The sequence below is a fragment of the Thiolapillus sp. genome (genome assembly GCF_048562965.1).
In the GTDB taxonomy this organism is placed as follows: domain Bacteria; phylum Pseudomonadota; class Gammaproteobacteria; order Chromatiales; family Chromatiaceae; genus Thiolapillus; species Thiolapillus brandeum_A.
In genome coordinates this window covers 1-13029 of record NZ_JBHNMF010000052.1, presented here as the reverse complement: position 1 = coordinate 13029, position 13029 = coordinate 1, and the positions used below count along the sequence as shown (strand labels likewise).

Annotated in this window: 10 protein-coding genes; 3 read left to right on the top strand and 7 right to left on the bottom strand. The window is 58.7% G+C overall.

Translation table 11 applies throughout. From position 1 onward, the window contains the following. Nucleotides 1-197 (top strand): hypothetical protein (locus tag ACOCD2_RS05000; protein WP_293645272.1); only part of this gene is annotated, 197 nt, incomplete at its 5' end. Between the two features lie 42 nt (nt 198-239). Here ACOCD2_RS05000 and ACOCD2_RS04995 read toward each other — a convergent pair. Genes ACOCD2_RS04995 through ACOCD2_RS04970 form a run of 6 tightly spaced genes read right to left on the bottom strand, consistent with a single transcriptional unit; the run spans nt 240 to nt 8991 of the window. After that, nucleotides 240-3380 carry an efflux RND transporter permease subunit gene (locus ACOCD2_RS04995; protein WP_293645274.1) on the bottom strand — a complete coding sequence of 1047 codons (3141 nt, stop codon included), beginning with the start codon at nt 3378-3380 and terminating at the stop codon, nt 240-242. Continuing rightward, nucleotides 3373-4617: an efflux RND transporter periplasmic adaptor subunit gene (locus ACOCD2_RS04990; RefSeq protein WP_293645276.1), complete on the bottom strand. Its 1245-nt coding sequence runs from the start codon at nt 4615-4617 to the stop codon at nt 3373-3375. Before ACOCD2_RS04990 ends, ACOCD2_RS04995 begins: the two co-directional genes overlap by 8 nt. Next, the gene (locus tag ACOCD2_RS04985; protein WP_293645278.1) at nt 4614-5765 is read right to left on the bottom strand and encodes an MFS transporter; all 1152 of its coding nucleotides are present in this window, start codon (nt 5763-5765) and stop codon (nt 4614-4616) included. Before ACOCD2_RS04985 ends, ACOCD2_RS04990 begins: the two co-directional genes overlap by 4 nt. A 9-nt stretch (nt 5766-5774) precedes the next feature. Further along, nucleotides 5775-6872 carry a chorismate synthase gene (gene aroC / locus ACOCD2_RS04980; RefSeq protein ID WP_293645280.1) on the bottom strand — a complete coding sequence of 366 codons (1098 nt, stop codon included), beginning with the start codon at nt 6870-6872 and terminating at the stop codon, nt 5775-5777. Then, nucleotides 6872-8167, bottom strand: a complete 1296-nt coding sequence (locus ACOCD2_RS04975; protein WP_293645282.1) for a TolC family outer membrane protein — start codon at nt 8165-8167, stop codon at nt 6872-6874. The genes aroC and ACOCD2_RS04975 overlap by 1 nt, the downstream gene beginning before the upstream one ends. A 14-nt stretch (nt 8168-8181) precedes the next feature. Beyond that, nucleotides 8182-8991, bottom strand: a complete 810-nt coding sequence (locus ACOCD2_RS04970; protein WP_293645284.1) for a M23 family metallopeptidase — start codon at nt 8989-8991, stop codon at nt 8182-8184. Between the two features lie 82 nt (nt 8992-9073). Here ACOCD2_RS04970 and ACOCD2_RS04965 point away from each other — a divergent pair, with 82 nt between their 5' ends. Both ACOCD2_RS04965 and can read left to right on the top strand, forming a co-directional pair. Then, nucleotides 9074-10882, top strand: coding sequence for an ABC transporter ATP-binding protein (locus ACOCD2_RS04965; RefSeq protein WP_293645286.1), 1809 nt, complete (start codon nt 9074-9076; stop codon nt 10880-10882). Nucleotides 10883-11060: 178 nt separating this feature from the next. Further along, nucleotides 11061-11663, top strand: coding sequence for a carbonate dehydratase (gene can / locus ACOCD2_RS04960; protein WP_293645288.1), 603 nt, complete (start codon nt 11061-11063; stop codon nt 11661-11663). 52 nt (nt 11664-11715) lie between these two features. Here the strand turns inward: can and ACOCD2_RS04955 are convergent, their stop codons facing one another. Next, the gene (locus ACOCD2_RS04955) at nt 11716-12711 is read right to left on the bottom strand and encodes a cytochrome-c peroxidase (protein WP_305800172.1); all 996 of its coding nucleotides are present in this window, start codon (nt 12709-12711) and stop codon (nt 11716-11718) included. Nucleotides 12712-13029 lie beyond the last annotated feature (318 nt).

Here is a 13029-nt window from a genome sequence, read left to right as displayed (position 1 = left end):
CGCGTTCGGAGGCCTACTTTGTTTTCCCTCTGGCGCAAGGCACGCCGGGAAAACAGTGCGGCCTCGCGGCTACTGGGGTCTACCAGCCTTCGCTTCGCTCTCCATGGCTGGCAGCGGCAGACGACGTAAAAACGGCCCTGAAACTCGCAGCCGAAGAACTAAAGGAAGGCTTCGAAAAAATCAGAAAGACACTCTGACCAAACTGCGTCTGTCCCGCTGCTTGAAGGAACGCCGCCCCGTCAACCCGGCCGGGCAGCCCATTCTCCCTGGCGCTGTTTGCGGCGTTCGGCAAATCCTTCATGCAGGGTCAGCAGGGAGGGAACCAGCAACAGTACCAGGAAGGTAGCAAAAGCCAGCCCGAAAGAAATGGACACCGCCATGGGAATGAGGAACTGCGCCTGCAGGGAGGTCTCGAACAGCAGCGGCGTGAGTCCGGCTATGGTGGTCAGTGAAGTCAGCAGCACCGCCCGCAGACGCTGACAGGCCGCCTCGACAATGGCCTTGTCCACTTCCATGCCCTGCTCCCGCAACTGTTTGTAGAACACCACCAGGATGATGGAATCGTTCACCACGATCCCCGAAAGGCCAAAGATACCGAACATGGACAGGATGGTCAGCTCGATACCCATCACCCAGTGACCGACGATGGCACCAACAATGCCGAAAGGAATGATGCTCATCACCACCAGCGGCCAGCCATAGGAACCGAACACCCAGGCCAGCACGATATAGATCATGGCCAGGGCAAACATTGCGCCCTTTTTCATGTCCGCCAGGGTTTCCTTCTGGTCTTCCGCCTTGCCGGTATAACTCATGTGTACCCCCCATTTCCGGTAGACCTCGGAAAACAGGTCCTTTTTCAGCTGGTCACGGATATCATTGGCATTGTTCCTGGTAGTATCCACATCGGCAAATACCGTGGCGGAGAGCTGGCCGTCATAGTGACGCAGAATCTCGAAACCCTGGCGCTCGCTCAGGTCCAGTGCGCTGGTCAGAGGCATCTGCCCGCCCCCGGGAAGGCGCAGATTCAGGGAATCGAGGGTGGAAAGATGATAGCGCTGCTCGTCGGGCAGCATCACCCGCACTTCCAGTTCGTCCCGCCCGTCGATGAAGATCTGGCTGAGGTTGCCATTGAGTGCATCACCCAGCTGACGCGCCACTTCCAGTTCCGTCAATCCCTGGGCGCGTCCCATGGGCGTCAGCGTGTAGATCAGCTGCTGATGGCCGTAGGGCATGTCATCCTCGATACCCGTCACACCATCCATGCCCTCGAGCACCGTGGTGATGGCAAGCGCCGCCTGCTTTAGCTTCTGTATGTCCGGGCCGGTGAGCTTGATCTCCAGATCCCTGCCTGGCGGGCCGCCGCCTTTCCTCGACGTGAGCGTCATCTTCTCCAGTCCGGGAGCATCCTCGAAGTGCTTGCGCCATTCATCGAGGAAGGCCTGGTTGCGTACCGTACGCTCATCGGAAGACACCAGCTCGGCCGTTATGGTCGCAAACTGCTCTCCAGCCCGGCCAGACCGGGCATTGGAGAAGATTCCAATGCCATGAGACACCTTTGCCATGCGCACCAGCCCGCCGCCCAGCGCCTCTTCCGCATCGTACAGCGCCTGTTCCACCTTGCCGATAAAGGCGTCCACCCGTTCGGGTGGCGTGCCTGAAACAAAGCTGGCGCTGGCGTAGATCACGTTGCCTTCGACTGTCGGAAAAAAGGTAAAGCCAATACGCCCGCCTGCCAGCAGTCCCACGGTCATGATCAGGGCGGCCACCGCAGAAGCGATGGTGACCCCCGGCCGCGATACTGCGGCTTTCACCAGCGGCCGGAAGCGGTAATTGCGAAAATGCTCGAAGGCCGCATCCAGCCGCTTGCGCAGTCTGCTGGGTTCCTTGTGATGAGCCTTGTGAAAGCTGTGGCGCAGATGCCCCGGCAACACCAGGAAACTTTCCATCAGGGAAGCGGCAATGACGCAGATCACCACGAAGGGAATATCGAAGAGTATGGTGCCGATGATGCCGGACACCATCATGAGGGGAATGAAAGCCGCTATGGTGGTCAGGGAAGATGACAGCACGGGCGCCAGCATACGCCGCGCTCCCCCTTCCGCCGCTTCCAGGGAGTTTTCCCCTTTCTGGTAATGTGACAGGGCATCCTCACCCACCACGATGGCATCATCGACGATGATCCCCAGCGCCATGATCAGGGCAAACAGGGAGATCATGTTGATACTGCCTCCTGCCAGCCACACCAGTGCCAGGGTCGCCATGAAAGACACCGGAATACCCAGGGTCACCCAGCCAGCCACTCTGGCATTGAGGAACAGGAACAGGATGGCGATCACCAGCACCAGGCCGCTGAGACCGTTTTTCAGCAGCAGGTTGATGCGGTCCCGGATCAGCAGCCAGCTTTCATCATAGACGGTGATCTTTATCCCTTCCGGAAGTTCAGCCCGGGTTTCTTCCAGCCATTTCTCCAGTATGCTGGCAGATTTCAGCGTGTCCCCCGTTGTCGCACGCTGGGCCCGCAGTTCGACAGCCGGCTTGCCCTGGTAGGTAATGGTAATCTGGTTCGGTTTGGAGCGGCGCTCCACCTTCGCCACATCGCCCAGGCGCACGTAGTCGCCCTTGAGATTGGCCACCAGCGGCAATTCCTCGAAGCCTCTGGTATCACGTTGCTGGCTCAGGGTGCGCAGCTCCCTGGCAACATCCCGCTTGCCGATCTGACCCGCGGGCAGATCCCGTGAAATCTCATTGATGCGGCGACCGATATCCGCGAGTGACATGTTCAGTGCCTGCAGCTGCCGCTGGGGCAGCTGTACGGCTATCTCCTCTTCCGGGAGTCCGTTGATGTCCACCTTGGCCACGCCACGCTGCAGCAGTTCTTCCTCGAAGCGGTAGGCCAGTTTTCGCAACTCACGCAGATCCGACGGTCCGTGTATCAGCATGCGGGCAATGGGCTCGAAGTTGATCACATGACTGACCTGGGGGGTGCGCGCATCCTGCGGCAGGTTGCGCACCGCCTTTACCCGTGCATCCACTCTGTCCGTGGCATCACCCATATCCGTGCCTTCGGGAAACTCCAGGATCACCACCCCCACGCCCTGGGCCGAGGTGGAGGTGATCTTGTCCAGTCCTTCCACCGAGCGCAGCTCCTGCTCCAGGGGAATGGTGATGGACTTTTCCACGTCTTCCGCAGTAGCACCCGGCCACACCACGCGCACCGTCACCACCTGGATATCGAAGGTGGGAAAGAACTGGGTGTTGAGGGACGACAGCGCCAGGGCGCCGGACAACAGCATGATGATCATCACCAGGTTCGCCGCTACCGGATGGCGGGCGAAAATACCGATGATGTCGTCCTTGTGATGGAAACCCTCAGTCACCCGAAACGACCTCGACCAGCAGGCTTTCCACGGCATTGGGCAGCTGGGTTATCAGCAGCTTCTGACCGGGTTTCAGTTCCGGGGAGCGGATCAGCACCTGGTTCTTGCCGTTCAGCCACACTTCGCCCACGCGTTCGACCGTTACCGGACGCAAGCGCTGCTCGTCATCGATGGCATAGATCTTGTCCGAACCGTACAGGGCCTCGAAAGGCACGGGCATGACATCGGCCTGTTTCGGCAGGGTGAGCCGCAACCGCATCACACGGCCTTTCTGCAGCCAGTTCCAGCCTGAATCGATGAGGAACAGCGCCTCCACGCCGCCACTACCCTGGCGCACTTCCGCCCCCAGGGAAATGAGATGACCTTTCACTTCATTGCCATCGACTTTGCCCTCCACTGCCAGTGCCTTGTCTTCCGAGAGCGCCTTGCGCACCTGGGGCACATACACCGCCGGCAACATGGCACGGAACATGAGACTGGTGTTCTCGAACATTTCCAGCAGATGGGCGCCCACGTTCACGCGATGCCCGCGGGCTACCAGCACCTTGACAACCCGGCCGTCGAAGGGCGCCCTGACCCGTGTGCGCTCGAGCTGCCGGCGGGATTTTTCCAGGGCTGCCTGGGCACGCTCCAGCGCCGCCTGCAGTTCCAGCATCTTGCTGTCGTGAGTGCGGATACTTTCTTCGATACGGGCAATACTGATGGACTGGCGGGCGGCATTCTGTCTTGCCGTGTCCAGGGCCGACTGGGAGCTCACCTGCTTTTTCTTCAGGTCCACCAGGCGGTTGACTTCCGCCTGCACCAGCTTGTACAGGCGGCGTTCATTGGGCAGTGCCTCCAGATCCGCCTGGTGACGGGATTCCTGAACGGCGATAGCTGCCTGTGCCTTGGCCACATCGGCTTCCCGCTGCACCAGATCCAGGCGGGCATCCTGATCATCCAGTTCCACCAGCAGGTCTCCTTTCCTGACCTGACTGCCCTCGATGACCGGTACACGCTTCACGTCCGCAGGCAGTGCAGCGGTGAGCACCGAGTAATGAAGCGCATCGACAGAACCGTAGAGCAGGATATTGGTAGGCCAGGCTCCGGTTTTCACAGGTACCGCGGCAACCGGCCAGGCCTTTTCCTGGATGCCCACATCCTTGCTCTGAGGTTTGGTGGCCTTGAGCATCATGAACACGGCTATGGCAGCCGCAATGATGAGAACGGGCAACAGCAGTCTACGCAGTCTTTTCACAATCGTTTTTCTTCTGTGGTTGAAGTGGGAATGAAATGCCACACGCACCATGCGCCCAGCAGGGCGACGGCGGATGCCATAGTATAAGCGAAAGGCGCACCCCACTGTTCCCACAATATACCGCTGGCAAAGGTGCCCAGCGCACCACCGGCACCAAAGCTCAGGCTGCTGTACAGAGCCTGTCCCCGGCCCTGGTGACGGCCACGGAAATAGCCATGCACGAGATGGATGGCCGCCGCGTGAAAACTGCCGAAACTGGCAGCATGCAATACCTGGGACAGCACCAGCAGGCTCAGCACCTCGGGAAACCAGCCGATGAGCAGCCAGCGCAGGGACGCGAGCACCAGGCTGACCAGCAGGATCAGGGCCGCAGAATAACGGCTCATGATACGGTGCATGAACACGAACAGCAGCACTTCTGCAAGCACGCCGATACTCCACAGCACCCCAATACTGCTCTTGCTGTAGCCGAAATCCTGCAGATAGATCGAATAGAAAGCATAGTAGGGACCGTGACTCATCTGCATGAGAAACACGGCGGCAAAAAAAGCCATCACCCGGGGTGTCTTCAGCACGATCCAGATGGAAGGCTGTTCTTCCTGATCAGACGAACCGGGCCGGTCTTTTACCAGCAGGCTGGACAGAAAGATGCCGGCAAAGACCACCAGCAGTGCGGTGAGAACCACGCCCGTACCCCGGCTGTCCACCAGTCGGCCCACCAGCACCACCGTAACGATGAACCCCACGGAACCCCACAATCGCAGACGAGAGTAACGCTCCACATGCTTGCCCAGGTAGTTGAAGATCACGGCTTCGAACTGAGGCAGGGAGGCATTCCAGAAAAAGCTGTACAGGGTCATGATCAGTGCGATCTGCACGAATCCCGTTGTACCGGGCATGGCCAGAAATGCCAGCAGGGACAGCAGGGATGCCAGACGCACGATGACCATGCGATGCCCCAGGTGGTCCCCCAGCCAGCCCCAGACGTTGGGTGCAACGATCTTGGTCGCCATGAGAATGGACATGAGGGAACCGATGGCAAAGGCATCGAACCCCAGGGACTGCAGGTACAGTCCCCAGTAGGGCATCAGGGTGCCCAGGGCGGCAAAGTAGAAAAAGTAAAAGGCCGACAGCCGCCAGTAAGGCATCAGGCGATATCAGGGAGTGGCGGGAACGACCGGTACCGGTGGTGTCACATCCCCGTTCTGGGCACGGTGTCTGAGCGCATGATCCAGCAGCACGATGGCCAGCATGGCTTCGGCGATGGGCACCGCGCGAATGCCCACACAGGGATCGTGACGCCCCTTGGTGATCACTTCGCTGGCTTTTCCGTGAGTGTCGATGGTTCTGCCGCCCAGCCGGATGCTGGAAGTTGGCTTGAACGCGACTCTGGCAACGATGTCCTGGCCGGAAGAGATGCCGCCGAGTACGCCGCCGGCATTGTTGCCGAGAAAACCCTCTGGTGTCATCTCGTCACGGTGTTCGGTACCTTTCTGCGCAACGGATCGAAAGCCTGCGCCGATCTCTACGCCCTTGGCGGCATTGATGCCCATGAGCGCATGGGCAATATCTGCGTCCAGCCGGTCGAACACCGGCTCACCCCAGCCCGGCGGCGCCCCTTCAGCCACCACGGTCACTTCCGCCCCCACGGAGTTGCCTTCCTTGCGCAGGGCATCCATGTAGGCTTCCAGCGTATCGATCTGGCCGGCATCCGGCCAGAAGAAGGGATTGTCTTCAATGCCAGCCCAGGAAAAAGCCTCGGGACGGTTTTCTCCCAGAGCGGACAGATAGCCCCGCACGTTCACACCATAGCGCTCGCGCAGGTATTTCTTGGCAATGGCGCCCGCAGCCACGCGCATTGCGGTTTCCCGCGCCGAGGAACGGCCTCCGCCGCGATAGTCGCGGATACCGTATTTCTGCAGGTAGGTATAGTCCGCGTGACCGGGCCGAAAGCTGGCAGCGATATCTGAGTAGTCCTTGGAGCGCTGATCGGTATTGTGAATGAGCAGGCCGATGGGCGTGCCCGTGGTCTTGCCCTCGAACACCCCGGAAAGGATCTGCACCTCGTCCATCTCCCGGCGCTGGGTGGTGTGGCGGGTCTTGCCCGGCCGGCGGCGTTCCAGGTCGGGTTGCAGATCGGCTTCGCTCATTTCCATGCCTGGCGGACAGCCGTCCACGATACAGCCGATGGCCAGACCATGGCTCTCGCCGAAACTGGTAACGGTGAAAAGCTTTCCGATACTGTTACCGGACATTATTTTTCCACCAGCAGGGTATTGACCTTCTCGATATCCTCGACCGCCAGCACGCCGGCCGCCTGACGCAGACGCAGCATGTTCACCAGGTACACATAGCGTGCCCGGGCATAGTCCCGCCGCGAACGGTAGTAGTCCCGCTGGGAGTTCAGCACGTCCACCAGGGTGCGGGTGCCGACTTCAAAACCTGCAGTGGTGGCCTCCAGCGCACTCTTTGTGGACACGATGGCAGCTTCCAGCGCCCTGACAGCGCTGATGCTGGCCTGTACGCCACGATAGGCATTGCGCACGGCCTTGTCCGTGGAACGGCGGGCCTGATCGAGACGTTCCTGAGCAGCAATGAGATCTGCTCTCGCCTGGCGTGTGGCGGCGGTCACCCCACCGCCGGCATACAGTGGAATATTCAGCTGCAGACCCACATTGCCGTTGTCCACATCGAAACGGTTGTCCTGGTTGGTGCCGAAGGTACTGTAACGCCCCACCAGATCGAGACTGGGATAGTGACCGGAATTCTGCACCTCGATCTCCCGCTGGGCGATCTGCGTGGCATCGGAGGCCACCTTCACAGCGGGGTTGTTCTCCAGGCCGAAGGCACTCCACTCATCGATGGCTGCGGGAACCGGTGGCTCCAGGGCGAGCTTTGCTTTGAGCTGGGCCAGCTTCTCGGGGCGCACACCCAGAATCTGTCGCAGATCTTCCCAGGCATTGTCCAGTTCATTCTGCGCCACGATCTCGTCGGTGACCGCCTGGTCATAGCGCGCCTGGGCCTCGTGCACGCCGGTAATGGCAATCAGGCCCACTTCGAAACGCTGCTTGGCCTGTTCGAGCTGGCGTGCAATGGCTTTCTTGTCAGCCTGTACGAAAGTCACGCCTTCCTGGGCAGACAGAATATTGAAATAGGCCGTCGCTACCCGCAGCATCAGGTCCTGTTCCTTGGCGCGGTATTCGGCATCCGCCAGTTCCAGTTGCCAGTCGGCCTGTTCGAGGCGGATGAAGCGGTCACGGCGATAGATCGGCTGCAGCAGATTGATGCCCAGACTGCTGGTACCGAAGCTTTCATCACCCAGGGAATGTGTCTTGGTATTGTTGTAGTTCATATCGCCGCTGACACTGACATTGGGCAGCAGTTGCGACAGCGCCAGGGGGCGTGATTCGCGACGCGATTCGCGCACGGCGGCAGCTTCCCGGAGTACCGGGTCTTTCTCCACGGCCATCTTGTAGACTTCCAGCAGATCATCGGCCATCACGAGCTGGGAGGCCAGCACCAACAGAGAAGCTATCAGGGTCTTGTTCATCATGTTTTCCGGTTCTATTCAGATTTCATCGGACCCACCAGGAGCTGTGGATCCACCCGTTTACCGCGTAAATTCATGCGCCAGTCCAGATGCGGACCGGTCACCCGGCCACTGGCGCCCATCTGAGCCACGATCTGGCCTTTTTCCACCCTCTTCCCCTCACGAACAAGGATCTTGTGCAAATGCAGAAAAGTAGATGATAACCCATGTCCGTGATCCATGATCAGGGTGGCACCGGAATAAAACATGTCCGGATGAACCAGGGTGACGATGCCCGCGGCGGGCGCGCGCACCGGCTTACCCACCGGTCCGGCGATGTCCACACCATAGTGAGGCCATTTGGGTTTGCCGTTGAGTATGCGCTGACTGCCATAAACGCCGGTTATTCTACCCCTTGCGGGCCACATAAAACCTTGTAAAAAGTCAATTCTCTGATCCAGCCTGGCACGCGCCTTCTTTACCGCCGCCTGATCGGCCCGGATACGGGCCTGATCTTCTTCTTTCGGGGTTACCTTGCGCTCGGGCAGGCCATCGATACGCTGTATGTCATAGTCTCGCCTGGATACCTTCAGCTCCCGCCGCTCCCTGCCGCCATCCGGCAGCTCGATGACCAGTTCAGAACGCTCTTTGGCCTCACGGGAGAAACCGATGACAAAATCGCCCTGTGGAGATACCGGCAGCTCTTCACCATCCTGAAACACGCGTGCGCCGGGTTCCGTCTTGCCAAAAACCACCCCACCCTGGGTGAAACTGCCCTGCAGCTCCACGGCTGCCGGCACCGCCACGGCTACGCCAATGAGAAACAGAAAAACCAATGTGCGCATGTGCTGCGTTCTTCCTGGCCCTGCCGGTGCCTGCGTGTCAATCGAAAGTCAGTATTTTAGCAAAAGTTGATAGAATCACCCGATGAATAAACCCTCAGCAGTCCCTGCCGTGCGTTCCACACCCTATTCCTGGGGTGAAATGGTACGCATGGTGCTCTCTCACCGCAGGGAACTGATCACCGCCAATATCATTGCCATCCTCGGTGCACTGGTTTCCGTGCCTGTTCCCCTGCTGATGCCCCTGCTGGTGGACGAAGTGTTGCTGAACAAACCCGGCACCCTGGTCGGCTGGAGCCACCGGCTGTTTCCGGAAAGCTGGCAGGGACCGGCTCTCTACATTCTGGCGGTGCTGTTTCTGACCCTGATCCTGCGTGTCCTGGCGCTGATTTTCAGCGTCTGGCAGGTACGTGAGTTCACCCGTATCTCCAAAGACGTGATCTTCCGCATCCGCCGGGATCTGCTGCAGCGGCTGCAGCACTTTTCCATGGCGGAATACGAGGTGCTGGGCAGTTCCACTGTGGCGTCCCACCTGATCACGGATCTGGATGCCGTGGACCAGTTCGTCAGCCATTCGACAAGCAAGTTCATTGTCGCCCTGCTCACGGTCATCGGCACGGCAGGGGTACTGCTGTGGATGCACTGGCAACTGGCGCTGTTCATCCTTTTGCTCAATCCCCTGGTGGTGTACGTGACCACCCTGTTCGGACGCAAGGTCAAGGAACTCAAGGGCCGCGAGAACCGTGCCTACCAGGCTTTTCAGGAAGCACTGGCGGAAACCCTGGACGCCATCGAGCAGATCCGCGCCAGCAACCGTGAACGCCACTATATCCGGCGTATCATCGACAAGGCGGACCGTATCCGCAGCAGTTCCGCCAGTTTCGCCTGGAAGAGCGATGCGGCCACGCGCCTATCGTTCATGGTGTTCCTGTTCGGCTTCGATGTATTCCGCACCGTCAGCATGTTCATGGTGCTCTATTCCGATCTGAGCATCGGCGAAATGCTGGCCGTGTTCGCCTACCTGTGGTTCATGATGGGACCGGTGCAGGAACTGCTGAATATCCAGTACGCCTATCACGCCGCCCGCGCCGCCCTGGGGCGCATCAACGAACTGGTGGATGTAAAGCTGGAACCGAACTATCCCCATGAACAGGATCCTTTTGCCGGGCGGGAAACCGTATCCATTCAGATGCGCGACATCGGCTTTTCCTATGGCGAAGGCCCGCCCATTCTGCGGGACGTGAACCTGAACATCGCTGCCGGCGAAAAAGTCGCTCTGGTGGGCGCCAGCGGCGGCGGCAAGAGCACCCTGGTAAAAATCGTACTGGGACTGTATCTGCCCAGGCACGGTTGTGTCTGCTTCGATGAAGTGCCCGTGAACCGGATCGGCCTGGACGTGGTGCGCGACAATGTGGCAACGGTGCTGCAGCACCCCGCGCTGCTCAACGATACGGTGCGCATGAACATCACCCTGGGCGCCGGCATCAGCGACGAGGATATCTGGCAGGCCCTGGACATCGCCCAGCTGAAAGCCGTTGTCGAAGCGTTGCCGGAGCAGCTCGAAACCCGTATCGGGAGAGACGGTGTACGGCTTTCAGGTGGCCAGCGCCAGCGCCTGGCCGTGGCGCGCATGATACTCAGAAAACCCAAGGTGGTCATCCTGGACGAGGCCACCTCTGCCCTGGATACCAACACGGAAACCCGCCTGCACCAGCGACTGGCGGAATTCCTGCAGAAACGTACCACCCTGATCATTGCCCATCGTCTCAGCGCGGTGAAACAGGCCGACCGGGTGCTGGTATTCGAAGACGGGCGCATTGTCGAACAGGGCAGCCATGCCGAGCTTATCGAAGAAGACGGCCTGTATGCCAGCCTGTACGGCAAGCAGGAATAATCCGGCAGGTGAAGCGCATCATGCACGACACACCAACGCTGCAGACAGGCCAAACCATCCTAAAAATTTCAGGTCGATGGGAAGATCATGTGCTGACAGCTCTGGTACACTCAGACTAGGTTACCAATACATCCCAGAATCCCATGAGCATCGACAAACACGAGGTTTGAACCAGCCCTTGAAGACACTGGAACATCTGATAGAGAACAACAGGATCTGGGCCAATTCCATCAAGGAAAAGGATCCGGACTTCTTCAGCAAGCTGTCCAAGCAGCAGGCACCGGAGTATCTGTGGATCGGCTGCTCGGACAGTCGCGTGCCTGCCAATCAGATCATCGATCTGCAGCCCGGCGAGGTATTCGTACATCGCAACATCGCCAATGTCGTCGTGCATACCGACCTGAACTGCATGTCCGTCATACAGTTCGCCGTGGAAATTCTAAGGGTCAAACACATTATCGTGTGCGGGCACTATGGCTGCGGCGGAATCAAGGCCGCACTGGAGAATCAGGAGCACGGACTCATCGACAACTGGCTGAGGCACATCAAGGATGTCATTCGCTTCAACGCCCATGAATTCGAAGGCCTCGACCATGAGCAGCAGCTGGATTTGCTCTGTGAGCTCAATGTGAAAGAACAGGTGAGGAACATCTGCAACACCACCATTGTGCAAAACACCTGGAAGCAGGGCAAAGAACTTACCGTTCATGGCTGGATCTACAGCATAGAAAACGGCGTGTTGAAGGATCTTGACGCCTGTAAAGGGGGAAATAATCCCTGAACTGAACGGGATGCTCCGGCCCCTGCCGGAGCATCCTCAACCTGTGGTGCGGTTACTCGAAAGGCTTGGGTCTGGGAGTTGCCTCCGTTGACGGGGGAAGGATCGGCAGCTGGAATGAAGGCTGCTCACCCGTCAGTGTCTTGAGAAAAGCAACGATCTGCGCATTTTCCGCTTCACTGAACTTGCGGCCGAGTTGCAGACGCCCCATGATGTCCACGGCCTCCGTCAGGGTTTCAGCCTCGCCATCGTGGAAATACGGATAGGTCAGTTCCACATTGCGCAATGTGGGCACCTTGAACTTGAAGCGATCCGCATCCTTTCCGCTGACCGCCACCAGCCCTTCCGCCTTGCTGCTAGTCTTGTATGGCTCTACCAGCCCCATCTTCTGAAAGGAATTGCCACCCACCGCCGGACCATTGTGGCAGCCCGAACAGCCGCTGCTCTTGAACAGCTCATATCCGGCCAGTTCTTTCCGGGTCAGGACATCCTTCTTTCCCAGCAGCCACTGATCGAATCGCGAATTGGGGGTTACCAGGGTTTTCTCAAATTCGGCAATGGCTTGCGTGACTTCATCGATTGTCACCTTGCCGGTTCCAAACACCAGTTTGAATTCACGAACATAGCCGGGAATCGACTTCAGCACTTCCACGGCGAGCGTATGATTCGACGCCATCTCACCGGGATTTGCGATTGGCCCGCCCGCCTGCTCTTTCAGGTCTTTGGCCCGACCATCCCAGAACTGCGCCAGGTTCCGACTGGAATTGAGCACGGTGGGTGCATTGATGGGACCCTGCGCCCATTTGTGCCCGATGGATGTCTTGAGATTGTCCGTCCCGCCCATACTGAGGTTGTGACAGGAGTTACACGAGATAAAGCCCGACTTGGACAACCGGGGGTCGAAATACAACTTCTTGCCCAGTTCTACCTGCGCAAGGTTGACGTTCTGAACTGGCTGGAGCACCTGTATGGGCTCTTGCGCCCCCACAGATGCGGATAACAGCCCTACACCGGCCGCCAACATCGAAATGACACTACTGCTGTTCTTCATTTTTTTACCACCTATATGCTGCTAAGGACGCTCTGAGCAACAAGTCCGCATCGCAGAAACTGACGATACGAATGTTCAGAGTTTCCCTGAGGATCATTTTTGCTATCAGGCATGACGGTCACCGGGTACACCGGGATATCTGCCCACCCTCTCCCTACAATTACCCTGTAAGGAGATAGGTTAATTATAGATTTAGTCTAATTAAAAAGTATTGACCCCAGTCAATAGCTGTCCACATCAGCAGACCGCCAGTGAAGAACCGCGACAGGAAGACACACAACTGTTAACGAATCGGATTTAACCCGGAAATTGCACCAG